24 protein-coding genes are annotated in these 24,781 nt (G+C 35.8%); 13 read left to right on the forward strand and 11 right to left on the reverse strand.

The window, feature by feature from the left end; translation table 11 throughout:
- Window positions 1-125 precede the first annotated feature (125 nt).
- The 3 genes from BUB95_RS07555 to BUB95_RS07565 are packed head-to-tail and all read left to right on the forward strand — an operon-like array spanning window position 126 to window position 4,360.
- Window positions 126-1,193 (forward strand): branched-chain amino acid aminotransferase, encoded by a 1,068-nt coding sequence (locus tag BUB95_RS07555; RefSeq protein ID WP_073084901.1) that lies wholly within the window; start codon window positions 126-128, stop codon window positions 1,191-1,193.
- Window positions 1,194-3,242: an alpha-ketoacid dehydrogenase subunit alpha/beta gene (locus BUB95_RS07560; protein WP_073084903.1), complete on the forward strand. Its 2,049-nt coding sequence runs from the start codon at window positions 1,194-1,196 to the stop codon at window positions 3,240-3,242. It begins immediately after the preceding gene.
- A gap of 56 nt (window positions 3,243-3,298) precedes the next feature.
- Window positions 3,299-4,360, forward strand: a complete 1,062-nt coding sequence (locus tag BUB95_RS07565) for a bestrophin family protein (RefSeq protein WP_073084905.1) — start codon at window positions 3,299-3,301, stop codon at window positions 4,358-4,360.
- 61 nt (window positions 4,361-4,421) lie between these two features.
- On the opposite strand, the gene BUB95_RS07570 is transcribed toward BUB95_RS07565, so the two are convergent.
- From BUB95_RS07570 to BUB95_RS14290, 5 genes are all read right to left on the reverse strand, one after another.
- Window positions 4,422-4,613, reverse strand: coding sequence for a cold-shock protein (locus BUB95_RS07570; RefSeq protein ID WP_073084907.1), 192 nt, complete (start codon window positions 4,611-4,613; stop codon window positions 4,422-4,424).
- 136 nt (window positions 4,614-4,749) lie between these two features.
- Window positions 4,750-6,393, reverse strand: coding sequence for a SulP family inorganic anion transporter (locus BUB95_RS07575; RefSeq protein ID WP_073084909.1), 1,644 nt, complete (start codon window positions 6,391-6,393; stop codon window positions 4,750-4,752).
- Window positions 6,394-6,513: 120 nt separating this feature from the next.
- A complete protein-coding gene (locus BUB95_RS07580; RefSeq protein ID WP_073084911.1) occupies window positions 6,514-7,098 on the reverse strand; it encodes a DUF4136 domain-containing protein in 585 nt (194 codons plus the stop codon).
- Between the two features lie 8 nt (window positions 7,099-7,106).
- Window positions 7,107-9,110, reverse strand: a complete 2,004-nt coding sequence (locus BUB95_RS07585; protein WP_073085152.1) for a urocanate hydratase — start codon at window positions 9,108-9,110, stop codon at window positions 7,107-7,109.
- A 14-nt stretch (window positions 9,111-9,124) separates the two neighbouring features.
- Complete coding sequence (locus BUB95_RS14290; protein WP_158281916.1) at window positions 9,125-9,286, reverse strand: C1orf53 family protein; 162 nt, start codon at window positions 9,284-9,286, stop codon at window positions 9,125-9,127.
- Between the two features lie 49 nt (window positions 9,287-9,335).
- On the opposite strand from BUB95_RS14290, the gene BUB95_RS07590 reads away from it, so the two are divergent.
- Genes BUB95_RS07590 through hemL form a run of 4 tightly spaced genes read left to right on the forward strand, consistent with a single transcriptional unit; the run spans window position 9,336 to window position 12,663 of the window.
- The gene (locus BUB95_RS07590; protein WP_073084913.1) at window positions 9,336-9,659 is read left to right on the forward strand and encodes a hypothetical protein; all 324 of its coding nucleotides are present in this window, start codon (window positions 9,336-9,338) and stop codon (window positions 9,657-9,659) included.
- Window positions 9,660-9,666: 7 nt separating this feature from the next.
- Window positions 9,667-10,566, forward strand: coding sequence for a 1-aminocyclopropane-1-carboxylate deaminase/D-cysteine desulfhydrase (locus BUB95_RS07595; protein ID WP_073084915.1), 900 nt, complete (start codon window positions 9,667-9,669; stop codon window positions 10,564-10,566).
- Window positions 10,567-11,367: a glucosaminidase domain-containing protein gene (locus tag BUB95_RS07600; protein WP_073084918.1), complete on the forward strand. Its 801-nt coding sequence runs from the start codon at window positions 10,567-10,569 to the stop codon at window positions 11,365-11,367.
- A 9-nt stretch (window positions 11,368-11,376) separates the two neighbouring features.
- On the forward strand, window positions 11,377-12,663 hold the full coding sequence (gene hemL / locus BUB95_RS07605; protein WP_073084920.1) for a glutamate-1-semialdehyde 2,1-aminomutase: 1,287 nt from the start codon (window positions 11,377-11,379) through the stop codon (window positions 12,661-12,663).
- A gap of 49 nt (window positions 12,664-12,712) precedes the next feature.
- Here hemL and BUB95_RS07610 read toward each other — a convergent pair whose 3' ends face one another.
- Window positions 12,713-13,150, reverse strand: coding sequence for a magnesium transporter CorA family protein (locus tag BUB95_RS07610; protein WP_073084922.1), 438 nt, complete (start codon window positions 13,148-13,150; stop codon window positions 12,713-12,715).
- 235 nt (window positions 13,151-13,385) lie between these two features.
- Between BUB95_RS07610 and BUB95_RS07615 the strand changes: the two genes are divergently transcribed.
- Both BUB95_RS07615 and BUB95_RS07620 read left to right on the forward strand, forming a co-directional pair.
- The gene (locus tag BUB95_RS07615) at window positions 13,386-14,264 is read left to right on the forward strand and encodes an alpha/beta hydrolase (protein ID WP_073084924.1); all 879 of its coding nucleotides are present in this window, start codon (window positions 13,386-13,388) and stop codon (window positions 14,262-14,264) included.
- 34 nt (window positions 14,265-14,298) lie between these two features.
- Window positions 14,299-15,045 carry an alpha/beta hydrolase gene (locus tag BUB95_RS07620; protein WP_073084926.1) on the forward strand — a complete coding sequence of 249 codons (747 nt, stop codon included), beginning with the start codon at window positions 14,299-14,301 and terminating at the stop codon, window positions 15,043-15,045.
- Between the two features lie 6 nt (window positions 15,046-15,051).
- Here BUB95_RS07620 and BUB95_RS07625 read toward each other — a convergent pair whose 3' ends face one another.
- The 5 genes from BUB95_RS07625 to BUB95_RS07645 form a co-directional block, all read right to left on the reverse strand.
- Window positions 15,052-16,269 carry a hypothetical protein gene (locus BUB95_RS07625; protein WP_143185568.1) on the reverse strand — a complete coding sequence of 406 codons (1,218 nt, stop codon included), beginning with the start codon at window positions 16,267-16,269 and terminating at the stop codon, window positions 15,052-15,054.
- 90 nt (window positions 16,270-16,359) lie between these two features.
- Window positions 16,360-18,807 carry a zinc-dependent metalloprotease gene (locus BUB95_RS07630; RefSeq protein WP_394333621.1) on the reverse strand — a complete coding sequence of 816 codons (2,448 nt, stop codon included), beginning with the start codon at window positions 18,805-18,807 and terminating at the stop codon, window positions 16,360-16,362.
- A 212-nt stretch (window positions 18,808-19,019) separates the two neighbouring features.
- Window positions 19,020-20,711, reverse strand: coding sequence for a lysine--tRNA ligase (gene lysS / locus BUB95_RS07635; RefSeq protein ID WP_073084933.1), 1,692 nt, complete (start codon window positions 20,709-20,711; stop codon window positions 19,020-19,022).
- A 77-nt stretch (window positions 20,712-20,788) separates the two neighbouring features.
- Window positions 20,789-21,364, reverse strand: coding sequence for a thioredoxin family protein (locus tag BUB95_RS07640; RefSeq protein ID WP_073084936.1), 576 nt, complete (start codon window positions 21,362-21,364; stop codon window positions 20,789-20,791).
- Window positions 21,365-21,469: 105 nt separating this feature from the next.
- Entirely contained in the window at window positions 21,470-22,528 is a 1,059-nt protein-coding gene (locus tag BUB95_RS07645; RefSeq protein WP_073084938.1) for a helix-turn-helix domain-containing protein, read from the reverse strand.
- Window positions 22,529-22,630: 102 nt separating this feature from the next.
- Here BUB95_RS07645 and BUB95_RS07650 point away from each other — a divergent pair, with 102 nt between their 5' ends.
- The 4 genes from BUB95_RS07650 (at window position 22,631) to lipB (ending at window position 24,781) form a co-directional block, all read left to right on the forward strand.
- The gene (locus BUB95_RS07650; protein WP_073084941.1) at window positions 22,631-22,789 is read left to right on the forward strand and encodes a YqaE/Pmp3 family membrane protein; all 159 of its coding nucleotides are present in this window, start codon (window positions 22,631-22,633) and stop codon (window positions 22,787-22,789) included.
- Window positions 22,790-22,840: 51 nt separating this feature from the next.
- Entirely contained in the window at window positions 22,841-23,203 is a 363-nt protein-coding gene (locus tag BUB95_RS07655; protein ID WP_073084943.1) for a nuclear transport factor 2 family protein, read from the forward strand.
- Between the two features lie 95 nt (window positions 23,204-23,298).
- Window positions 23,299-24,090, forward strand: a complete 792-nt coding sequence (locus tag BUB95_RS07660; protein ID WP_073084945.1) for a hypothetical protein — start codon at window positions 23,299-23,301, stop codon at window positions 24,088-24,090.
- Complete coding sequence (gene lipB / locus BUB95_RS07665; RefSeq protein ID WP_073084947.1) at window positions 24,083-24,781, forward strand: lipoyl(octanoyl) transferase LipB; 699 nt, start codon at window positions 24,083-24,085, stop codon at window positions 24,779-24,781. The genes BUB95_RS07660 and lipB overlap by 8 nt, the downstream gene beginning before the upstream one ends.

Genomic DNA, 24,781 nt, shown 5'->3' on the forward strand with positions numbered 1-24,781 from the left:
TGGACTGAATTTAGATTTTATTTTTGGTTTTCAATCTGTGAAACAAGATTGAAAAATTCCTTATTTCAACTTGAATTTTTGGTTCGTTTTGTTTCAAGACAAAATGAACTATAAAACAAAAGATTATGAACTACAACATATCAATTACAAAAGTTGAAAAATCGCAAGTCGACGACTTAGATTTCAACAACATCCCTTTAGGAACCACTTTCACAGACCACATGTTTATCTGTGACTATGAAAATGGAGAATGGACTAACCCAAGAATTGAACCTCTAAAGCCTATTCCAACGCATCCTGCAGCAATGGCATTACATTATGGCCAAGCTATTTTTGAAGGTATGAAAGCCTACAAAGACGCAGATGGCGAGCCAATGTTGTTTAGACCTGCTCAAAATGCATCTCGATTAAACAAAAGTGCTGACCGTATGGGCATGCCTCACGTACCGGAAGATTTATTTGTTCAGGGATTAAAAGAGTTAGTGAGTTTAGAGCATAATTGGATTCCGCCACAGCAAGGCAGTGCGTTATACTTAAGACCATTTATGTATGCCGATGAGCCTTTTATAGGCATGCGTGCAGCCACCCACTATAAGTTTATTATTATGGCTTCACCTGCAGGTCCATTTTTTAGTAAGCGTATTAAACTTTGGGCAGAGAAGCAATATATTAGGGCAGCTCATGGCGGAACAGGAGAAGCAAAGGCAGCTGGAAATTATGCCGCAGCAATTAGACCTACGGAACTGGCAAAAGCCAAAGGATATGATCAAGTCTTGTGGTTAGATGCAGTGGAGCATAAATATATTCAGGAAGTTGGGACTATGAATATTTTCTTTAAAATCAATGGTGAATTTATTACACCAGAATTAGATGGTTCCGTGCTACATGGTATTACTCGAGCTAGTGTTATAGATATGCTTCGTGCGATGAATTATTCAGTTACAGAACGAAAAATTACTATCGACGAAATTATTGAAGCTTCCAAAAACGGAACACTCGAAGAAGCTTTCGGAACAGGAACAGCCGTTGGCATAGCCTACATTCAAGAGATTGGACTAAAAGGCGAAACAATTCATGTTTCAGACGAAAGTCCTGTAGGACTGGAAGTTAACGATACATTAAATGCAATCAAAACAGGACAACTCGAAGATAGATTTGGTTGGATGGTTAAAACAAGAAAGCAATTCGCTTAGATGAAAAAAGATATACTTAAAAAAGGATTTTCTAAACTCTGCACCGCTAAGGCTATGGCTGAGTTGTATGAAGAGAATTTCAAGCAAGTTTCAAAATACGTACATGCAACTTCTAGAGGTCATGAGGCTATTCAAGTGGCTATAGGCATACAATTATTACCTCAAGATTATGCATTTCCTTATTATAGAGATGATGCGATGTTATTGTCATTTGGTTTAGAGCCTTATGATTTAATGCTGCAGCTTTTAGCTAAAAAGGATGATCCATTTTCTGGTGGTAGAACCTACTATTCGCATCCAAGTTTAAAAGATGATGATAAACCAAAAATTCCACATCAATCTTCAGCAACAGGAATGCAGGCGATTCCGGCAACAGGTGTTGCTATGGGAATGCAATATAAAGAATTACAAGGTCTGAATGATTCGTCTATTGAGAATCCAATTTCAGTATGCTCTTTAGGAGATGCCTCAGTCACCGAAGGTGAAATAGCCGAAGCGTTTCAAATGGCAGCATTAAAGCAAATGCCAATCCTGTATTTAGTACAGGATAATGGATGGGATATTTCTGCAAATGAAGCCGAAACCAGAGCGCAAAACGCAGCAGAATATGCAGCAGGATTTCATGGTTTAGAAGCTATTAGTATAGACGGCGCTAACTTTATTGAAAGCTACGAAGCTATTGAAAAAGTCATTGCGACTATCCGAAAAGAGCGTCGTCCGTTTTTGGTTCATGCTAAAGTTCCGTTATTAAATCACCACACATCAGGTGTACGTATGGAATGGTACCGAGATGATTTAGACGAAGCGCGTTCGCGTGACCCTTATCCGGTATTAAGACAGCAACTTTTGGATAATGGTTTTACAGAAAAGGAAGTCGATGAGATTGAGAATAAAGCAAAAGAGAAAGTGGCTTCAGATTTTCAAAAAGCATTGAAGGCTGAAGACCCAAAACCAGAAGATTTATTTACTAACGATTTTGTGCCAACTCCAATCACTGAAGAAAAAGGAACACGTTCTCCCGAAGGCGCAGATAAAGTAGTGATGGTTGATTGTGCCTTGTTTGCAGTTGAAGAACTCATGAGAGAACACAAAGAGTGTTTATTGTACGGGCAAGATGTTGGCGGAAGACTTGGCGGCGTATTTAGGGAAGCTGCGACATTAGCTCAGAAGTTCGGAGACGACAGAGTCTTTAATACTCCAATCCAAGAAGCCTTTATTGTGGGTTCAACAGTAGGTATGTCTGCGGTTGGCTTAAAGCCAATTGTTGAGGTCCAGTTTGCAGACTATATTTGGCCAGGACTCAATCAGCTCTTTACAGAAGTAAGCCGCAGTTGTTACTTGTCTAATGGAAAATGGCCAGTGAGTATGATACTTCGCGTTCCTATCGGCGCTTATGGTAGTGGCGGTCCTTATCATTCATCTTCTGTGGAAAGTGTAATAACTAACATTCGTGGAATTAAAATTGCTTATCCGAGTAATGGGGCTGATTTAAAAGGGTTGATGAAAGCCGCTTATCACGACCCAAACCCAGTTGTGATTTTAGAACACAAAGGTTTGTATTGGTCTAAGGTGCCTGGAACTCAAGGCGCAACTTCTGTCGAGCCAAGTGAAGATTATATTTTACCATTCGGAAAGGCTTGGGTGCTTCAAGAAATTTGGAAACAAGAATCGGTTGAGACGCTGACTATAGTCACTTACGGAATGGGTGTGCATTGGGCAATGAATGCTTCAGAAGAATTAGGAATGCAAGATCAAATTGAAGTCATTGATTTACGAACGCTCTATCCTTTGGATGAAGATACTGTAATGAAATCGGTCAAAAAAACAGGCAAGTGTTTAGTAGTCACAGAGGAGCCTTCAAACAACAGTTTTGCAAGAGCTTTAGCTGGAAAAATTCAAGAAGAATGTTTTAAATATTTAGATGCGCCCGTTATGACTATTGGGAGTGAGAACATGCCTGCAATTCCTTTAAATTCAACTCTAGAGCAAACCATGATTCCGTCAACTGAAAAAGTGAAAGCTAAAATTGAAGAGCTTCTTGATTATTAATCGAATTAGTTTGGTGTAAGATTTTCTGTATCTTAGGTTCAACTAAACGCAATTAAATGCTTACCAAAAAAAGATACTCGGTCAAAGACATGGTCTTATGGACTAGAGGAGAAACCTTAATCTATCTGCTCTATGCAGGAATCATCACTGTTCTTTACAAGGTATTTGGATTTACTTTTTTAAATGTTCCATGGACTCCAGTAGCTTTAATTGGTACTGCGGTTGCATTTTTGGTGGGTTTTCAAAACAATTCAGCATATGGTCGTATTTGGGAAGCCCGAATGATTTGGGGAGCTATAGTAAATACATCGAGAACTTGGGGCATGAAGGTGCAAGATATGGTAACTAATGACCATAGAGAAAATCCAGTATCCAAAGAAGAACTTAAAAAAGAAAAAAAGATTTTAATATACAGGCACATTGCATGGATGACTGCTTTAAGATATGCTATGCGAACTAGAAAATCTTGGGAAACACAGCATACGTCTAGAACCAATAGGGAATGGCGGAATATGATTCATATTCCAGAAGAAGTCTCTTCGTTAGACGATAATCTTAAATGTTATTTATCGGATGAAGAACGGCATTACGTAATGAGTAAATCTAATAAACAAACAGCTTTACTTTATCTTCAATCTGCACATATACGCAAATTAAAAGAAGTTGGATTAATTTGGGAATTTGCTTTCTTAGAGTTGGAAAATGTTTTAGAAACTTTGTTCACACATCAAGGTAAATCTGAACGAATAAAGAATTTTCCTTATCCACGACAGTATGCAAGTTTATCGCTCTACCTCACAAGAGTATTCGCTATTTTATTGCCATTTGGCTTAATACCAGAATTTGCAGATATAGGAGAATCTATGGTTGATAGCTTTTATTTAGTTGGTAAATATTTCATCTGGGTAGCAGTACCGTTTTGCGCTGTGGTATCTTGGGCGTTTCATACTATGGAGCGGATGGCAAGAGTTGGCGAAAACCCTTTTGAAGGCAATCCAAACGATGTTCCCATTTCTACAATTTCTAGAAGTATAGAGATTAATTTACGAGAGATGTTAGACGAAAATCCTGATGATATTCCGACTCAGTTTCCTGAAGATAAAAATGTACAGATGTAAATAAAAAAGCCTATCGTAATTACGATAGGCTCTGTCTTTAAAAAGATTGTAAGGTATATAATTATATAACTTTTACATTAACTGCGTTTAACCCTTTTTTTCCTTCGGCTAAATCGAATTCTACATTATCTCCTTCTCTAATCTCATCGACTAAACCAGAAACGTGTACAAAATGCTCTTTCTCTTGTCCTTCTTCTGTTATGAATCCAAAACCTTTAGAGTCATTAAAAAATTTTACTGTACCAGTACTCATATTAAAATATATTAAATTAAAGCAGCAAGGTAGTCTAATTAATTGATAATCAGTTATTTTTACTGTTAATTTAGAAAAAACATATAGATTAGTGTAAAAGGCTAAGGCTTAAGTTAATAACCAGCAAAAAAATGTTTTATATGTTGTATTCTGAAAGTGGTTTGGTAAATTTTTCAGGGTCAGCAGCTAAATGATACCTCGGGTCGTCAATATCTTCAACAATAACTTCTTTGAATTTCGGACTTGCTTTGTACATCAAGTTTTTACAGTCTGTACTTAAATGCTTAAGCTTTATGTCTTTACCGGCAGCTTCATATTTATTAACCAAATTGAAAATAGCTTCCATAGCCGAGTGGTCACTGACGCGAGATTCAACAAAATCGATTTCAACGTTATCTGGGTCATTTTTTACATCAAATTTTGAATTGAAATTCTGAATAGAGCCAAAAAATAAAGGCCCCCAAATTTCATAAGTCTTTGTGCCATCTGCCTGAATGCGTTTTCTAGCGCGAATCATCGTTGCATTTTTCCAGGCAAATACCAATGCCGAAATAATTACACCTGCAATCACAGCAACAGCTAAATCTTTCCAAACAGTAATCGCAGAAACAGCAATTAAAACTATAGCATCGGATAGCGGAATTTTTCTAATAATTCTGAAACTGGACCAGGCAAATGTTCCGATTACGACCATAAACATAACGCCAACAAGCGCGGCAATTGGGATTTGTTCTATTAAAGGTGCACCAAATAATACAAAGCACAGTAGTGCAATAGCAGCTACTGCACCAGATAATCGTCCGCGTCCTCCAGAGTCTACATTGATAATAGACTGGCCAATCATAGCACAACCACCCATTCCGCCAAATAATCCATTTAATATGTTCGCGCCACCTTGAGCAATACACTCTCGGTTTCCATTTCCACGAGTTTCTGTTATTTCATCAACAAGATTAAGCGTCATTAACGACTCTATTAAACCAACAGCAGCTAAAATAAAAGCGGTAGAAAGAATTAAATCCCAATGACCTTGAAGGGTAGAGAATAATCCAAATATTTGGTCTTGAAATGTAGGCAAACCGCCTTGTAATCCTTCGCCTCCGCCGTCTCTAATAAAAGAGCCAACGGTGCTCACATCTAATTTCCCTAGAATTGTTATTGCTGCAACGATAATTATTGCTGTTAAGGCTGCAGGAATCTTTTTAGTTAATTTTGGTAAACCGTACATAATAGCCATTGTTAATGCTATTAATCCAAGCATGGTCCAAAGCGCAACACCAGTCATAAATACTTTTTCGCCATTAACAGTTTCTTTAAAAAGTCCTAATTGCGATAAGAAAATTACGATTGCTAATCCATTAACAAAGCCCATCATTACGGGATGAGGAATTAATCTTACAAACTTTCCGAGTTTAAAAACACCAGCTAATATCTGAATACCACCAACAAATAATAGTGTTATAAATAGCCACTGTAATCCTAGATTATCAATAGGCGTTTCTAAAGCTAAACCTACTTCGTTTCCTTTACTTATAAGGTGAACCATAACAACAGCCATGGCTCCAGTTGCTCCAGATATCATTCCTGGACGTCCACCAAAAAGAGCAGTAACGATACCCATCATAAATGCCCCGTAAAGACCAACTAATGGATCTACACCGGCAACGAATGCAAATGCTACAGCTTCAGGTACCAATGCTAATGCAACGGTTAATCCTGAAAGAATATCATTCTTTGGGTTTTGTGTAAAATTTTTTCGAGTGGTTTGACCTAAAATCATAATGCTTTGCCTTAAAAGTGGGCAAAGATACACTTTTATAAAACATCACATTTTTTAAGTTTGGGAAAAAAAAGAGCATTCAGAAATGAATACTCTTCTTTATGTAAAATTGAAATTCTTCTATTTAGTATCTTTCTCTGGTGGATATTTTGTCATCATTTCAGAGACAAATTCATTTATTCGGGCTTCTTTCTTTTCAACATTTCTTGTAACTAAGTAACCAGTTCCGGAACCTTGCCAGATGAGTTGCTTTTTATTAGCATCAATAAAATCTACAAAAAGTATACCTTCTGTTCTGGTAGAAACATTATTTCCGCCCCAGCCAAAACCAGGTCCCCAAGCACCCCATCCAGGTCCCCAGCCCCAACGTCCAAATCCACCCCAGCCCCAGGCACCAACACCCCAGGCATTATTGTAAATATCCACACGTTGGTTTGATTTTGTAAATATACTAACAAGCATATCTGGATTTTCGGATTTTGTCATCCCTTTAGCCATAAGTTCGGATTCTATAGCTCTAAGAATTCTGCGTTTGTCAATATCACTAATCTCTGCTTTGTCTATACCAGGTTTAAAAAAAGCAAAGGTTTTGTAATTGTTAAATTCAGTCTCTTTATCGTAATCTGAAGCGACACGTACAGAGCTACATGAAGTCAATATAATGGCAATGAATGCCAGCGGTAAAAGTTTTAAAATTGTTTTCATAGCTTAATTTATTTGAGTTCGAGTCCGTTTAATAATTTATCATCAACCATATTTGGTAAAGTCACTTTCAAGTTAGGTTCACTTTCCATGGCGCGTTTTATAGCGAAAATGGCGCCTTTATTTCTAGCCCAACTTCGCCTTGAAATACCATTGTTTACATCCCAAAATAACATCTGTTTCAGACGTTTAGATGCTTCTTTAGTACCATCAAGAACCATACCAAAACCTCCATTTATCACTTCGCCCCAACCAACACCACCACCATTATGTATACTTACCCAAGTTGCGCCTCTAAAACTATCGCCAATTACATTGTGTATAGCCATATCTGCTGTGAATCTTGAGCCGTCATAAATATTGCTAGTTTCTCTATATGGTGAATCTGTTCCAGAAACGTCATGATGGTCTCGCCCTAGAATTACATAGCCAATTTCGCCTTTTTCAATAGCATTATTGAAGGCTTTAGCAATTTTCATACGGCCTTCAGCATCAGCGTAGAGAATTCTTGCCTGTGAGCCTACAACTAATTTGTTCTCTTGAGCACCTTTAATCCACTGAATATTATCCGCCATTTGTTGTTGAATTTCAGCAGGAGCTACTTTCATCAAATCCTCAAGTACTTTGCAAGCAATTTCATCGGTTTTTTGTAAGTCTTCAGGTTTTCCAGAAGCACAAACCCAACGGAAAGGTCCAAATCCATAATCGAAACACATTGGTCCCATGATATCTTGGACGTAGCTCGAGTATCTAAATTCCCGACCTAGCGTTGGATTTTTGTTCATAATGTCAGCACCAGCACGTGATGCTTCTAATAAAAAGGCGTTGCCATAATCAAAGAAATAGGTGCCTTTTGCGGTATGTTTATTAATGGCTTCAGCATGTCTTCTTAAGCTTTCCTGAACTTTTTTCTTAAATAATTCAGGCTTTTCGGCCATCATAATATTAGCCTCTTCGAAAGATAAATCAACGGGATAATAGCCTCCGGCCCATGGGTTATGAAGTGATGTTTGGTCACTCCCTAAGTCTACATGGATATTTTCTTCATCAAATTTCTCCCAAACGTCAACCACATTACCTAAATAAGCGATAGAAATAGTTTCTTTATCAGCTTTTGCTTTATTTACTCGATAAACAAGCTTATCTAAATCCGTGATTTTTTCATCTATCCAGCCTTGGTCTAAGCGCACCTGTGTTATTTTTGGATTTACTTCAGCACAAACTGTAATACATCCCGCTATATTTCCTGCTTTTGGTTGTGCCCCAGACATCCCGCCTAAACCAGATGTAACAAAAAGATTGCCTTTAGTTGATTTTCCTATTTTTCTAAAGCCATTTAAAACTGTAATTGTGGTACCGTGGACAATGCCTTGAGGGCCAATGTACATATAGCTACCTGCAGTCATTTGACCGTATTGCGTAACCCCAAGCGCATTAAATTTTTCCCAATCATCAGGTTGTGAATAATTAGGAATCATCATCCCATTGGTCACTACAACACGAGGCGCTTCTTTATGGCTAGGGAATAGGCCCATTGGGTGCCCAGAATACATAACCAGTGTTTGCTCATCAGTCATTTCGGCTAAGTACTTCATGGTTAGCCTATATTGCGCCCAGTTAGAAAACACACCACCGTTTCCACCATAGGTAATCAACTCATGTGGATGTTGCGCTACGGCATAATCTAGATTATTCTGAATCATGAGCATTATTGCTGCCGCCTGTTTTGATTTTGCAAGATATTCATCAATCGGTCGAGCGTACATTTTGTAGTCTGGTCTAAATCTGTACATGTAAATTCGACCATAAGTTTCGAGCTCGGTTTTATATTCTTCAACTAAGACTTTATGATGTTTTTTGTCGAAGTATCGTAATGCATTCTGAAGTGCTAATTTTTTTTCTTCCTTTGATAAAATATCCTTACGTATTGGTGCGTGATTTATAGAAGGGTCATAAGGTTTTGGCTGAGGTAATTCAGAGGGAATTCCTTCTAAAATCTGTTCAGCAAATGACATTTGCGTAGCTTGCATTATTTTGTTTTTTGTTTGTCTTTATTAAATCCGTAAGGGCAATGTCTACAGCCGCTTTCGCAACAATAACCGCGTTTAAGATGGTATTGTTCTGTAAAACAGCGATAGCCTTCTGGCGTTAAATAGTAATCACCATCTTCGATTGGGACGTATTTTTTCATATAACACAAAGATAGCTTATTTTGGATTGATTTTTGAAAGAAGATATCTATGATAATAGTTTCAAAATACATTGTTCCAAAGGGTTATTTTGGTTTGACTCTGTTTCCGTTTATAGTTTTAAAGCGAAAAGAATTGTTGTTTAATAAAATCTTAGTCAATCACGAAAAAATTCATTTAAGACAGCAGCTTGAGCTTTTAATTATTCCTTTTTATCTGTTATATTTTATTGAATTTATAATTAGATATGCGAAACTTAAGGATTGGCAACAAACCTACAGGTCTATTTCTTTTGAAAGAGAAGCTTATATTAATGAGCAAGATTCTAAGTTTTTAAAAAAGCGACCATTTTGGAATTTTATAAACTATTTTTGAAACCGAAATGCAATCTCCAATAGAGCAAATTCATATTAAAAACGATAAAAATATTCAGCTTTTTATTAAGCGCGAAGATTTATTGCATCCTTTTATTTCGGGGAATAAATTTAGAAAACTAAAGTATAATTTACTTGAGGCAAAAAAGCAAAATCAAGATACGATTTTGACTTTTGGTGGTGCTTTTTCAAATCATATAGCTGCGACGGCTTATGCGGCAAATAGTAATGGATTTAAGTCTGCTGGTGTAATTAGAGGAGAGGAATTACAATCTCAAATAGTAGCTAATCCTACTTTAAAATTTGCTCAAGAACAAGGTATGCAGTTTTATTTTGTATCGCGTAAAGCTTACAGAAACAAGAATTCAGAATCTTTTCTTGAAGAATTAAGGAATGAATTTGGAGCGTTTTATTTGGTACCCGAAGGCGGAACAAATGATTTGGCTATAAAAGGTTGTGAGGAAATTTTGAATGAAGAAACCTCTCATTTTGACTATATCTGTACTTGTGTTGGTACTGGCGGAACTATTTCGGGATTGATAAATGCTTCAAAAAATCATCAAAAGATATTAGGTTTTCCTGCACTGAAAGGTGATTTTTTACAGGATGAAATTCGTAAATTTGCAAAGCAAAATAATTGGGATTTAATTACTAATTATCACTTTGGAGGTTATGCAAAAATAAATGAGCAACTAATAACGTTCATTAATGATTTTAAATCAGAATTCAAGGTGTTATTAGACCCTGTTTATACCGGCAAAATGATCTTTGGACTTTTGGACATGATTTCTAAAGGGCAGTTTGAAGAAAATGCAAAAATATTAGCTATCCATACCGGAGGGCTTCAAGGCATAGCTGGTATGAACCAGCGATTAAAATCTAAGTCCATGCCTTTAATAAACATATAAATGAAATTAAGATTATTCATTATAATTCTTTCACTTTTAGTGGTTTCGTGCGGCTCTAAAAAAGGTGTAGTTACTAAAAAGGAAAAATCTAAAACTAAAACAGAAGAGGTTATTATTAAGGATAAGCCTGTTGAGGAAAAACCAACTGCTCCTGTGACTAAGTCATCAAGAAAACGAACTTCAGTCGATGTTTATATTGATACCTATTCTGCTATCGCTATGTCAGAAATGCGTACTTCAAAAATTCCGGCAAGTATAACTTTAGCACAAGGGATTTTAGAGTCTGGCTCAGGAAATGGGCGTTTAGCAAAAGAAGCAAATAACCATTTTGGAATAAAATGTCATGGATGGAAAGGCGAAAAAATCTATCACGATGATGATCGCTCTCAAGAATGTTTTAGAAAATATAAAGAAGCTTCTACTTCTTATAAAGACCATTCAGATTTTTTAGTCGGAAGAAAGCGCTATGCAGGCTTATTCAATCTAAAACCTGATGACTATAAAGGTTGGGCTAGAGGTTTGCGAGCTGCAGGCTATGCTACAGATAGGAAATATCCAGAAAAATTAATAAGTCTTATTGAACGTTATGAGTTGTATAAATATGACGCTCAAGTTTTAGATAAATCTCAAGATTTTGGTGAGCCAATTAAGGTAGCTAAAGAGGTTATGCATACAATAGTGAAAGGAGATACATTGTATTCATTGAGTAGAAAATACGGTATTCCCGTTGAAGAAATAAAGAGAAAGAATAATTTAAAATCAAACAATTTGTCGATAGGACAAATTTTAAAAATAAACTAAGTTTAACTTATGTTATATCAAAGAAGTAGCGCGCTTTTTAAAGAAGCGCAAAGCGTAATTCCTGGTGGTGTAAACTCACCTGTGCGAGCCTTTAAAGGTGTTGGAGGTACTCCTATTTTTGCAAAATCGGCCAAAGGAGCATACGTGTATGATGAAGATGGAAATAGATATATAGATTATATAAATTCTTGGGGTCCGATGTTGTTGGGGCATGCTTTTGAGCCAGTTGTAGAAGCTGTTAAAGCCAAAGCTGAATCCGGGACGTCTTTTGGGATGCCCACCGCCTTAGAAACTGAAATTGCACAATTAGCTGTTTCTATGGTGCCTAATATTGATAAAATTCGTTTTGTAAATTCTGGTACAGAAGCATGTATGAGTGCCATTCGTTTGGCTCGTGGATTTACAAAAAGAGACAAGATTATTAAGTTTTCTGGTTGTTATCATGGGCATAGTGATGCTTTTTTAATTGCAGCCGGAAGTGGTGGCGCTACTTTTGGAACACCAAATAGTCCTGGTGTTACACAAGGTACTGCTAAAGATACTTTACTAGCAGGTTACAATAATCTTTTAAATGTTGAAGAGCTCATTGCAGCCAATCCTGATGAAATCGCGGCTATAATTATTGAACCAGTCGCTGGAAATATGGGATGTATTCCGCCACAAGAAGGATTTTTAGAAGGACTACGAAACTTGTGTGATACGAATGGGATTTTACTCATTTTTGATGAGGTTATGACTGGCTTTCGTTTAGCTAAAGGTGCTGCACAAGAATTATATAATGTCAATGCAGATATTGTTTGTTTTGGGAAAGTTATTGGTGGCGGATTGCCTGTTGGTGCTTTTGCTGCTAGAAACGAAATTATGGACTATCTCGCCCCTAATGGACCAGTTTATCAAGCAGGAACACTTAGTGGAAATCCACTTGCAATGGCTGCAGGATTGGCTATGTTAAAAGCTATTAATTCTGATGAAGGATTGTTTAAACGACTAGAAGAAAAAACTGCTTATCTACAGAAAGGTATGGCAAAAGTACTTTCTCGCTACAATGTTGAACATACGATTAATAGAGTTGGTAGTATGATATCTGTTCATTTTCATAAAGACCCCGTTTATGATTTTGAAACAGCTGCAAATGGAAATAACGATACCTTTAAAGCTTTTTTTCATAGCATGCTTAATCAAGGAATTTATATTGCACCTAGTGCATTTGAAACCTGGTTTATCACAGATGCATTATCGTATAAAGACTTAGATGAAACTATTTCGGCTGTCGAAAAGTTTGCAAAAAGTTTATGAATTAAAAAAGAGCGCAATTAGCGCTCTTTTTTGTTTCTAGAACTATTAATTAATTTCTCTTTCCTTTCATTCCTGGGCCTCCACGTCTTTTCATTTGGCGTTCCATCATCTGAGAATATTTGGCATACTGCTCATCATTTAAAATGTCTTTCATTTTAGCTTTAAGCGCAATTTGTGCATCAAGCCGTTCAGTTTGCATTTTGTGACGGTCATCATCACTCATTTCTTTTCTATTCTTTTTATTTGCATCTATTTTACCCTCTCCTTCAGCATAGTGAGATGTTAGTATGTCTAGCACTTGTGTTTGCTGTTGTTCGCTTAAATCAAGTTTTAAGGTTAACTGCTTAGCTTGAATTTCGGCACGTTCTTGTGGTGTCCTGCTTTTGGTTAAACGCTCCATTAGCGCTTTTTTCTTTTCTGGATTGTTCTGTTGTGCAAAGCCTAAAAATGTGCAAAGACTTAACGCTAGAATTAATAATTTTTTCATGGTTTTAGATTTTATTGTTTTTTAATTGATTGAGATTTAGATAGAACCTATCTTCTCAAGTTTTAAATTCTCTTTTTGGACTTTAAAAATTTCAAAGCGTTTAAAAGTAACACTTTTTTTAACACAAGATTTAACAATTAACGGTTTTAGGTCATAATTGTAGATTATGGAAGATTCTAGTTACTCAGTTTAGATTGATATTTAGTATATTAGTGTTTAAACCGCTTTAGATTAGATGCAGTACTGGGTTTCAACCATCTTATTAATTTTGGGAATTTATATCGCCATAAGTATTGCGTTATATTACATCCAGGATTATGTGTTGTTTAAGCCTGAAAAGCTTCCAAAAGACTTTCAGTTCGATTACGAGAATCAAGAAACCAAAGAATATAATTTAGAGACGCGAGATGGTGCTATAATTAATGGTCTTCGGTTTTTTCCAAAAGGCGAAAGTAAAGGTGTAGTTATCTATCTTAAAGGAAATTCAAAGAGTATAAAAGGTTGGGGAAAGTTTGCTGTAGATTTTACAAGGCATGGTTATAATGTATTGATGGTAGATTATCGAGGGTTTGGAAAAAGCACAGGAAAGCGCTCTCAAAAAGCTATAAAACGCGATTTACAAGTGGTTTATAATAAAGTGAAGGAGAAAACCACTGAAGACAGAATAATACTTTATGGACGCTCTCTAGGCTCTGGCTTTGCTACAAAGCTTGCGTCTATGAACAACCCCAAAATGCTTATTCTTGATGCGCCTTACTACAGTTTAACCAAAGTCACGGGACGTTACATGCCTTTTATGCCCTTATCAATTTTGCTTAAGTATCCGTTGCCGACTTATAAATGGTTAAAATATGTCCAATGTCCTATACACATTATTCATGGCACACATGATAAGTTAATACCATATAAGTCGAGTGTAAAATTATCTCAGATAAATGCCAAGTTAACTAAACTACACACTGTTATAGGTGGTGGACATAAAAACCTAAATAATTTTGAATCCTATCACAAAATGCTTGATGATATCTTAAATAGAGAGCCAAAAACAATTGATTTAGAAACCACAAGTATTAACGTTATCCATAGTGCAAAAAAGACTAAAAAGAAGGCTTAAAAGAACACTATATGTTCTTTTAGCGTTGTATCTCATGATTGGAGCAGCCCTATATTTTTTTCAAGAAAAGTTAATGTTCTTTCCTACTAAACTAGAGCAAAATTATGAGTTTCAGTTTGGTCACTCTTATGAAGAATTGTTTTTTAAAACTGAAGAAAATGCCTTAATAAATGCACTACACTTTAAAACAGAAAATCCCAAGGGTGTTATCTTGTATTTTCATGGTAATGCAGGCGATTTGAGTCGTTGGGGAACAATTACAGAATACTTTGTTGAGAAGAGCTATGATGTTTTGGTTATGGATTATAGAACTTACGGTAAGAGTATAGGTGAATTAAGTGAAGCTGCATTCTACACAGATGCTCAGTTTTGTTATAATTATCTCTTGAACCACTATACTGAAGATGAAATAACACTCTACGGACGCTCTTTAGGCACGGGAATAGCATCTTATTTAGCTGCGGAAAATAACCCGAAGCAATTAATCCTTGAGACACCATATTATAGTATTGAAGATGTAGCCAAAAGTAGGTTTCCCATTTTTCCCGTTAAACATTTATTGAAGTACAAGTTTCCAACATATCAGTTTTTACCAAAAGCAGATTGCCCAATAACAATTATTCATGGGACAGATGATGCTGTTGTGCCATATGATTCTTCAATCAAGCTTCGTAAATTAGATATTAGAAATCTAGACTATATTACTGTCAAAGGAGGAAATCATAACAATCTCGTTGAGTTTGAAGAGTATCACAAGGCTATTAATAGAGTTTTAAAATAACGACTTTTAATCCTTAGTAAGAGGAGCACTAATATTAATTCCCGTTTGAATATCTGGAGCATTATTAACCGAAAAATCTTGCTTCACATACAAAGATAGTTTGAAGTTTTTACGTCCATAGGTGTATATAATAGACCAATTAGAGAGTGGGACATATAAACGTGTAACACCGTTATGCCATCCGGCATTTATAGCACTAAAATCCCCTAATAATCTATAATATTCTGTTTCTTCTTTTTTGTTGTAACGTGATTGAATCTGGTAATTTAGGCCAAAAGCGTTGTAGTTACCTTTTTGTGTATATTTAGTATATTCAACATCAGCTTCAAGGCTAGCAATAAATGAATTGTTGCCTAAATCTATAACTTCATCAAAATCTATTATATTTTTCCTTAAAAGGCTAGCTCCTGCAGCAATGTCAAGTTCATTTTTATTTTTGAACTTAATTTGCTTCAATGCATTTGCTGAAATTCCTATGTCTACAGAAGGATTAAATTTTGACATATTTATACCTATATGACTTCCGAAATTAAAGTATAAGTTTCGTGTTTTGTTGAATTCAAAAGTAGGGTAGTAATGATGATTAATTTCCAATCCTCCTATAAAAAAATCATTTTTATCTAGCCGAAGTGTGTTTCCGTTTCTGTCAGTGTAACTAAAGTTTACTTCGTTTAAACCATAAAAACGCCTTCCAAAAGGGTCTTCGCCTCCAGCAATATTGCTATGAAACCATTCTATAGTTTCATCGCTAGTGAAAAATGAAAATGGATAGCTCCCATCAGTAATTAAATAAGACCTTAGATTTATCCCTAACTCATGTTTTTTTGCAATAGGAAATGTAAGGTCTATCCTAAATTCTTTAATCACTGCATCAATAACAATATTATAGTAGTCAGCAGGTGTTGTCTCTTGGTCAATAAAATCGAAACGTCTTTGAAACCATATTACTTGACTTAACTCTTCTCTAACAGCAGGGTCTCTTGGTAAATGTGTTTCTACAAAAGGCTGAAAATTATTACCACTAGCGTAATTAAAAGAGATTCTTGTTTTATTAAGCGATTCTCTTTTAAAGTTTTGTTGAATACGTGAGCTAAAAATTCCGAAATGATGCGTTGTTTGCATGTTAGGATTATCTATACCATTTTTTATAAATAAACTGTCTTTAGATTGAGAAATAGCTATAATTGGAATAACTAATAAAAGACTACGTAGAATTTTTTGCATGCGCAAAAATAACATTTGATTTAAATATCCAAATAAAAAAGCCCCAAACTTAGTTTGGAGCTTTTTTAAAAATAATATGTTGTTCTTAGGTTATTTTGGGTCTAAGATATTATTTACGCGTTCTAGAGCATCTGCAATATGTATTCTACTCATAGAGTCAGCACCACGAGCGTTTCTTAACTGAGAACGAAGCGATTTTAACTCTGCTCTTACAACAGCTCTAATATCCGATTGGCTCACATCTACTGAAGTACCACCAAAGAAACGTCTAAATTGAGCAGGAACAGCTGGTTGTTCATTTTTCATAATATATTCCATACGCTCAATATATGCACGTTGAAGATTACGTCTGTAAATGTCTATTTTCTTACCAGTACGTAACTCGCTAAATAAACCACGACGCAAACCTTTCATCATGTCGTATAGTCCATAAGCACTATCACCATTTATAGATTCGTTTTCTAAAAGACGTTGCATTCTTCCAAAATCCATCATATTATTCAATGTGCGTGTTTGGATACCTCTTACACGCTCTATATGTCCAGCACTTTCAATTTTATTAAAGATATTGTTATCTAACATCCAATCTGGCGTTGTAAATAATTGGTCTTGTAAAAATTGCATTGCTTTTTTCTGATGGTCGTCTGCAACATGTGTATACACAGCACCTTCTTGGTCATATGTTTTATAGTATTCGTAAACACCACCAATATTAGCTGCAACGTGTCCCATGTAACGATTAAACTGCCCTAAAACTTGGCCGTACATCGTTTCTAAATCATCATAGTTTTTGCCATCTTCTGCAGTCCATTCGATTAGGTTTGGTACGATGCGCTTAAGATTTTTAATACCGTACTCACTTGCTAAAACCGCATCATCTCCTAAATCTTCAGTTTGTGAGCTTGGGTCTATAACACCAAATTGCTGTCTTCCAAAACGGTACATTGGATCGCCAGCTTTTTCTAAAATCCAGCTATCTAACGTTTTCTTTTCGTCCTCTGCAGTTTCTGCATCTAAGATTGGTTTATAACCCCACATTATTGCATACTTATCGTAAGGTCCAATGTTTGGCATTAAGGCAACACCTTCGTCACCAGGTTGTGCTACGTAATTAAAACGCGCATAATCCATAATAGATGGAGCCGTACCGTATTTCTGAGTAAACGCTGGGTCACGTAACTTTTCAACAGGATAAGCAACACTACTTCCCATATTATGTGGTAAACCTAATGTGTGTCCAACCTCGTGAGCAGATACAAAACGGATTAAACGTCCCATAACTTCGTCTTTAAAGGCTACACCACGAGCATCTGGGTTAATTGCTGCTGTTTGCACAAAGAACCAGTTACGTAATAAGGTCATTACATTGTGATACCAGTTGATATCACTCTCTAAAATTTCTCCTGAACGCGGATCACTCACGTGAGGTCCATTTGCGTTAGGTATTGGAGACGCCAAATAACGAACCACAGAATAGCGAACATCCTCTGGTGACCATTCTGGGTCTTCTTCAACACTTGGAGGGTCTTTTGCTATAATTGCGTTTTTAAATCCAGCAGCTTCAAAAGCCACTTGCCAATCTTCAATACCTTGTTTTATGTACTTGCGCCATTGTTCTGGCGTGGCTCTGTCTATGTAGTAAACAATCGGTTTTTTTGGTTCTACCAATTCACCACGCTTAAATTTTTCTATGTCTTCATCTTTAACCTCTAGTCTCCAACGGTCTAAATAACGTACTGTTTTACTTTCTTGAGCATCTAAACCATAATCTGTTTGACCTCTACCAAACCATCCTACGCGCTGATCGAACATACGACGCTTCATTGGAACTTTTGGTAATAGAATCATTGAGTTATTAATCTCTAAAGAAATGGTTCCTGTGCTAGAATTTGAAGGAGGACGTCCAGCTGCATATGTTTTTACATGACGTGCTTCAATATTTTGAGGGTAACTTTTCAATGACTCAATGAAAGACTTTTCAGAATCTAATCTAGTTATTCTGTAAGATTGACGTCTGCTTTGTGGAAAACCTAATGCCTTTACATCTTTTTCAAACATTGGTGTTACATCTATAACCGTCTTTGTAGAATCTTTACTGAATGCTTTAATAGGAAAGGTGTATAAAATTGGCTCAAAATTAGAGTTAACTACAGCTTCATGTACTGGAAGTGAGTCCGCTGCGACAACTTGATGAGAAACCACTCTTAGTAAGACTTTTTTGTCTTTCTTTTGCCAACGTAAAACTTGGGTGTTCTGTTTTCCGCCTCCAAAACCAATACCGTTAGCAGTTTTAGCAATACGTGTTACCATTAGCATTTCTCTTTCGAAAAGAGAGTCTGGTATTTCGTAAAAGAATTTATCGTCGATTTTATGAACATCGAAAAGGCCTTCGTCAGTTTTAGCCTCTTTAGTTATGACTTTGCTGTAAGGTTGAATTGCCCCTTTTTTAGGCTTTTTTGCGGGTGCTTTAGCAGTTGTAGCAGCACTTCCCTTTTTTGATTTACTTGCCTTTTTTGCGGTGTCACAAGAGAACACCATTAAAGCACAAGCTACAAATAGAAGTTTGATTTTTAAGTGTTTCACAATAAGTTGGGTTTTAAAATTTCGCATGAAAATACATATTGAGAGTGGTTTCTCTATGTGTAAAAGCGTTATTTAGTATTTATTTAACGCGTTTTTATTTAGAGTCAATAAAAAAGCACATCTTAAATTTAAGATGTGCTTTTAAGTATAGAGAGTAATATATATTTTTAGACTAGCTCAACAAATAAGCCGTCGTCAGTCTTTTCAACTTTAGTGACACCAAGCTTTCCTAGACCTTTAATCCCTTTATCCCAAGCTTTATTGCTAAGTCCTGATTTAGATTTTAAATCGTTTAAATCCATTCGGTTTTCAGATTTCAAAATCTCGAAAATTGCTTTTTCGTTATCATTCATTTCTACAGCTTTTTTCTCTGGTTTCATCTGCGGAAAGAATAACACTTCTTGAATACTTTGGTTGTTGGTTAAGAACATAATTAATCGGTCCATACCAATACCCATACCAGATGTTGGTGGCATTCCGTATTCTAAAGCTCTTAAGAAGTCGTAATCAATAGTTCCTGTTGCTTCGTCGTCACCTTTTTTAGCTAATTCTAGTTGGTGTTCAAAACGCTCACGTTGGTCAATTGGGTCATTAAGTTCTGAGTATGCGTTTGCTATTTCTTTACCACAAACCATGAGCTCAAAACGTTCTGTTAATTCAGGATTTTCACGGTGTTCTTTGCAAAGTGGACTCATCTCTTTTGGGTAGTCTGTGATAAACGTTGGTTGTATGTAATTACCTTCGCATTTTTCACCAAAAATTTCATCAATGAGCTTCCCTTTACCCATGGTTGCATCCACTTCTATACCCATATCTTTACACGCTTGACGAATCTCGTCTTCGGATTTATTATTGATGTCAAAACCTGTAAATTCTAATATAGAATCGCGCATCGTTATGCGCTTATACGGTGCTTTAAAGTCGACTTTGTGCTCTCCGAAAGTAGCTTCAGTTGTTCCATTTACAGCGATGGCACAATGCTCTAATAATTTCTCGCAGAAATCCATCATCCAGTTGTAATCTTTGTAAGCTACATAGATTTCCATAGCCGTAAATTCTGGATTGTGTGTGCGGTCCATGCCTTCGTTACGGAAATTTTTAGAAAACTCATAAACACCATCAAATCCACCAACAATCAAGCGTTTTAAATACAGCTCATTAGCAATACGCATGTACAACGGAATGTCCAGGCTATTGTGATGCGTGATAAATGGACGTGCTGCTGCACCACCTGGAATTGGTTGCAAGATTGGCGTTTCAACTTCAAAATAACCAGCATCATTGAAGAAGTTTCGCATTGCGTTAAATAGCTTTGTACGCTTTACAAAAACTTCTTTTACATGCGGGTTTACCGCTAAATCTGCGTAACGCTGACGGTAACGCATCTCTGGGTCGTTGAACTTATCGTACGTGTTCCCTTCAGCATCTTGCTTTGGTAGAGGCAATGGTTTTAAAGCTTTGCTTAACAGTTTAAAGTTTTTTACCAAAACTGTTTTTTCACCAACTTGAGTTGTAAATAATTCGCCTTCGATACCAATAAAATCGCCAATATCTAAAAGCTTTTTGTAAACATCGTTGTATAGTGTTTTGTCCTCACCAGTACAGATTTCATCACGATTAAAATACACTTGAATACGACCTTCAGAATCTTGTAACTCGGCAAAAGAGGCTTTTCCTTGAATACGGCGAGACATTAAACGACCAGCAATAATAACCTGTTTACCTTCACTAAAATCTTTTTTAATTTGTTTTGAAGTGTGATTTACCGGGTATAAATCTGCCGGATATGGATTAATATCTAGTGCTCTTAATTTTGCTAATTTTTCGCGTCTTACTAATTCTTGTTCTGAAAGCTGCATTTTTTGTGTTTTAAAAGTGCAAAATTACACTATTTACAAAAATTAGGGCTTAACTTTTAGAATCAATTTAGAGTCTACTATTTCTTGGTGGTTTTTGGTTTTCGTTTAACACCAAAATAATTTGGTTTATAATCGTTTGACGTAATGATTTTTAAAATATCTTTTTCTAAAGTTTCAATTGGTCGCTCAATTATTCTATTGACTTCTTTACCGTTTTTAAAGAAGATAAAAGTAGGTACGCGCACAATGTTAAGTCCAGCTTCTTCATGCTGTGGACTTTCTTTATAAGTTTCTTTTTCGCGGCTCAAAGCAACTGAAGTTAGCTGTTTCATTGGGTAATCTGCGGCTTCTAAAATCTTGAAAAATTTGGGTACTTCGCGTTTACTGTCGCCACACCATGTGCCCATAAAAAGTTTAATTTTATAGTCGTTTAGATTTTGTTTGAGCACTTCAATAATTTGTGCGTTTGGATTGTAGTTTTCGTAATTGGTATTAAACCACTTGCTGTAGGTTTCGTTCTCAAATCCCGATTTATCTATTTTACCGAGTAGGTAAGGTGCTTTGCCTTCGGGTTGAAATTCGGCATTTAGTTTTTGTGATTTACAAGAATAAAGGCAGAGCATTAAAAATGCAATTGTACATAGTTGTTTCATAATTTAGATTTTGAGTGATTAGGTCTCAAAAATCAAAAAATGAAAGACTGTTCTGTAAAATTGAAGGTTGGAAATCGGTACTAGTACCAGGTTGTAATTTTTTAACTAACTAAAAAATAGACTTTTAGCATCTTCTCGAGATTGTACATTAAGCTTTTTGTAAATGTTGTTAGTGTGCGTTTTTACTGTGCTAACACTTAGAAAAAGTGTTTCGGCGATATCTTTGTTGGTTTTATCTTGAAGCAATAAGTCTAAAACAACACGCTCTTGTTTGGATAATTTGTCCTTTAAGCGTTGCTTAGATTGTTTTTTGGCGTTGCGTTTCTGTAAAATAAAATAAATATTTCCTACTAAAGACAAACCTAAAATAGCGTAAAGCAAATACCTCCAATACATGCTAGAGTTAGTTTTATCAGAAGTGGAAATCATAAACTTGTCTGAAGCCAATTCATTTGTATATTGTTTAGTGTAAGTAGACTCTGGGTAGGCAAGTAGAAGCTTTGTCTTTAAATCATCATAGTAGTTGTTTTTAGATAAATCTTCGACATAATAATTATGCAAATCACTTGTTCTATCAGATAAATAAGCATAAATATAGAGCTCAGCTAGTGGTTCATTTAGAGATTTTCCAAAGTCTTGAAGCGTTTTAAACCATTTTCTGTTGTTTAATTTTCGGTTGGTTTCACTTCTAAATTCACCATAGGCAAACTTCATATCTTGTTTTAAAGAATCAATTTTTACAAAAGCATTGGCCTTTGGATTAGTAGAAATGATATTGCAAAAGACCTCGTTATCAAAAGAAAAAGGAAGTTCTAAATTGTCGTTGTTATTTGCAATAAAAATCAGCGCTTTGCTATCGCTACAATGTCCGTTGAAATGATTAGAATCTTGAAGATTTTCGGAACATTTATCTACATGGATTCTGTAGATGCGGTTTGCTTCGTCTAGCATATTCCCAGTAAATTTAAAATAGCCATCAGCATCGGCAATAGTCTTGGCAATAATTTGCTCAGAATATACACCATCTATTTTTCTATAATCTTCTACCAAGGATAAATAGACTGTACTTTGCCATTCCTCGGCATCTACATATCCTGAGAAAGAATATTGTGCTTTGCAAACGGAACAAACAAATAGAAAAAGAATGACAAGACTAATTCTCATAAAACGAATCTAATCATTTTTTTAGAAACACAGCGATTGTCGGTTTGTAACAATATTGTAGAATTTACGTCATACCATTACATCAAATCAAAAAATAAAATTATGAGTTTCTGGAGAGTCCTTCTCGCAATTATTTTTCCACCTTTATCCGTCATAGGTAAAGGTTGTGGGTCTATATTAATCGTTTTTTTACTTTGGCTTTGCGGCTGGGTACCAGGTGTTATTGCGGCATTAGTAATTCTTAATAATCCTGAAAATTAAATAAGAAAATGATTAAATTACATATCTAAATTTTAATTAAATCAATAATTTATGACTACTCAAGAAATCGCCGACAAATTGGTAAGCTATTGTCGGAATGGCCAAGAAGCAAAGGCTTACGAAGAATTATACAGCCCAAATATTACTAGTGTAGAAATGCAAGAGCCAATGAAAGAAGTTCATGGTTTTGAAGGCATACAGAAAAAGGGTCAATGGTGGGAAGAAAATTTTGAGGTACATGGTACAAAAGTATCAGAACCTCTGGTGGCCGATAATCATTTTACCGTAAGATTTTGGATGGATACCACACACAAACCAAGCGGTTATCGGTCTCAGATGAATGAACTTGCCGTTTACCAAGTGAAAGATGGCAAAATCTGGAGAGAGCAATTTTTCTATGATGTGGAAGCGTAATTTTTCTAGATAATTAAATTGAAAGCCCAACAGAAATATAATGTTGGGCTTTTCTTATTTAAGGCTATCTTTGTAATGTTAAATATCGATACACTATGAAAAAACTTATTGTAATTCTATCTTTTTTAAGCTTTCTAACAAGCTGTGATGTTACCGAAACTATTGTGTTTAACCAAGACGGTTCGGGTGAATTTATTTCCACTTTTGACATGGGAGAAATGATGGCTCAAATGAAGGCAATGGGCGGTGATACAGAGAATAAAGAAAAGGGGAAAGTTATGGATACGACTATGATTTTTGCTGACATGATGGAGACTTATAAAGATAGTATTGCTGCTTTACCAGAAGATAAACAAGCAACTTTCGAAGCCATTAAGGATATGTACATGACCATGAAAATGGATGAAGACTCTGGCGAAATGAATATGGGTATTGGGATGAAGTTTAAGTCTATAGAAGACTTAAAGGGAATTCAAGAAAAAATTAAAAAAGCGCAGAGTATAAATCAGCAAGCCGACCAAGTAGACATGATGAAAAATCAGTCACCATTAGGTGCTCTAGAAGGTGGAAATAATAAGGTAGATTACAATATGACAGCTAAGGGCTTCAGCCGAAAAACTACAGTAGCTGAAAAAACTGAAGAACAAATAGATGAGCTAAATAGTCTTTTAAGTGAAGAGGTTGATGAAATGAGTAAAGAGTTCTTAAAGTATTTTGAAGCTTCTAAATACACCGTAAAGTTAGTATTCCCTAAAAAAGTAAAATCCGTTAGCGTTGAAGGTGCTGAAATTTCTAATGGTGGAAAAACAGTTACCTATGTTGCTAGTTGGATGGATTATATAAAAAATCCTGAATTACTTGATGTAGACGTTACTTTTTATGAATAAAACCATAAAATTTGAAGATTTAGGTTCTAAAGATTTCAAAGAAACTTGGGATTATCAAGAGCAACTTTTTAAAGCTATTTTAGATACCAAAATAAAGAACAGAAGAGAAGATGCTGGCTTAGAAACAGATAATCATTTTCTCTTTGTAGAGCATCCTCATGTTTACACTTTAGGTAAGAGTGGAGACCTGTCTAATCTTTTGCTTTCTGAGGAACAGTTAAGAGAAAAAGGTGCAACGTTCTATAAAATCAATCGAGGAGGTGATATTACTTACCACGGTCCCGGACAAATTGTGGGTTACCCCATTTTAGACTTAGATAATTTTTTTACAGATATACACAAGTATCTTCGTTTTCTAGAGGAATGTATTATCCTAACGTTAGCAGAATATGGATTGGAGTGCGGGCGCAGTCCAGGCGAAACAGGAGTTTGGCTTGATGTGGGCACACCTTTTGCACGAAAGATTTGTGCCATGGGCGTGAGAGCAAGTCGTTGGGTAACAATGCACGGTTTTGCCTTAAACGTAAATGCTGATTTAGGTTATTTTGATAATATTATTCCTTGCGGCATTAGAGGTAAGGCTGTGACTTCACTTAACGTAGAATTGGGAAATGAAAAGGTTGACGAAACAGAAGTTAAATCTAAAATTTTAAAGCACTTTAAAATTCTTTTTGAAGCAAAGCTGGTATAA

Origin of the sequence: Winogradskyella jejuensis (genome assembly GCF_900129745.1) — a bacterium.
Classification (GTDB): Bacteria; Bacteroidota; Bacteroidia; order Flavobacteriales; family Flavobacteriaceae; genus Winogradskyella; species Winogradskyella jejuensis.

Bases quoted from the DNA above. Each gene is read 5' to 3' on its own strand.
- BUB95_RS07555 (WP_073084901.1), top strand. From the start codon at position 126: ATGAACTACAACATATCAATTACAAAAGTTGAAAAATCGCAAGTCGAC.
- BUB95_RS07595 (WP_073084915.1), top strand. From the start codon at position 9,667: ATGCAATCTCCAATAGAGCAAATTCATATTAAAAACGATAAAAATATT.
- BUB95_RS07575 (WP_073084909.1), bottom strand. From the start codon at position 6,393: ATGATTTTAGGTCAAACCACTCGAAAAAATTTTACACAAAACCCAAAG.
- BUB95_RS07600 (WP_073084918.1), top strand. From the start codon at position 10,567: ATGAAATTAAGATTATTCATTATAATTCTTTCACTTTTAGTGGTTTCG.
- BUB95_RS07645 (WP_073084938.1), bottom strand. From the start codon at position 22,528: ATGAGAATTAGTCTTGTCATTCTTTTTCTATTTGTTTGTTCCGTTTGC.
- BUB95_RS07660 (WP_073084945.1), top strand. From the start codon at position 23,299: ATGAAAAAACTTATTGTAATTCTATCTTTTTTAAGCTTTCTAACAAGC.
- BUB95_RS07590 (WP_073084913.1), top strand. From the start codon at position 9,336: ATGATAATAGTTTCAAAATACATTGTTCCAAAGGGTTATTTTGGTTTG.
- hemL (WP_073084920.1), top strand. From the start codon at position 11,377: ATGTTATATCAAAGAAGTAGCGCGCTTTTTAAAGAAGCGCAAAGCGTA.
- BUB95_RS07625 (WP_143185568.1), bottom strand. From the start codon at position 16,269: ATGCAAAAAATTCTACGTAGTCTTTTATTAGTTATTCCAATTATAGCT.
- BUB95_RS07615 (WP_073084924.1), top strand. From the start codon at position 13,386: ATGCAGTACTGGGTTTCAACCATCTTATTAATTTTGGGAATTTATATC.
- BUB95_RS07580 (WP_073084911.1), bottom strand. From the start codon at position 7,098: ATGAAAACAATTTTAAAACTTTTACCGCTGGCATTCATTGCCATTATA.
- BUB95_RS07655 (WP_073084943.1), top strand. From the start codon at position 22,841: ATGACTACTCAAGAAATCGCCGACAAATTGGTAAGCTATTGTCGGAAT.
- BUB95_RS07565 (WP_073084905.1), top strand. From the start codon at position 3,299: ATGCTTACCAAAAAAAGATACTCGGTCAAAGACATGGTCTTATGGACT.
- BUB95_RS07620 (WP_073084926.1), top strand. From the start codon at position 14,299: ATGATTGGAGCAGCCCTATATTTTTTTCAAGAAAAGTTAATGTTCTTT.
- BUB95_RS07585 (WP_073085152.1), bottom strand. From the start codon at position 9,110: ATGTCATTTGCTGAACAGATTTTAGAAGGAATTCCCTCTGAATTACCT.
- BUB95_RS07650 (WP_073084941.1), top strand. From the start codon at position 22,631: ATGAGTTTCTGGAGAGTCCTTCTCGCAATTATTTTTCCACCTTTATCC.
- BUB95_RS14290 (WP_158281916.1), bottom strand. From the start codon at position 9,286: ATGAAAAAATACGTCCCAATCGAAGATGGTGATTACTATTTAACGCCA.
- BUB95_RS07640 (WP_073084936.1), bottom strand. From the start codon at position 21,364: ATGAAACAACTATGTACAATTGCATTTTTAATGCTCTGCCTTTATTCT.
- BUB95_RS07570 (WP_073084907.1), bottom strand. From the start codon at position 4,613: ATGAGTACTGGTACAGTAAAATTTTTTAATGACTCTAAAGGTTTTGGA.
- BUB95_RS07560 (WP_073084903.1), top strand. From the start codon at position 1,194: ATGAAAAAAGATATACTTAAAAAAGGATTTTCTAAACTCTGCACCGCT.
- BUB95_RS07630 (WP_394333621.1), bottom strand. From the start codon at position 18,807: ATGGTGTTCTCTTGTGACACCGCAAAAAAGGCAAGTAAATCAAAAAAG.
- lipB (WP_073084947.1), top strand. From the start codon at position 24,083: ATGAATAAAACCATAAAATTTGAAGATTTAGGTTCTAAAGATTTCAAA.
- lysS (WP_073084933.1), bottom strand. From the start codon at position 20,711: ATGCAGCTTTCAGAACAAGAATTAGTAAGACGCGAAAAATTAGCAAAA.
- BUB95_RS07610 (WP_073084922.1), bottom strand. From the start codon at position 13,150: ATGAAAAAATTATTAATTCTAGCGTTAAGTCTTTGCACATTTTTAGGC.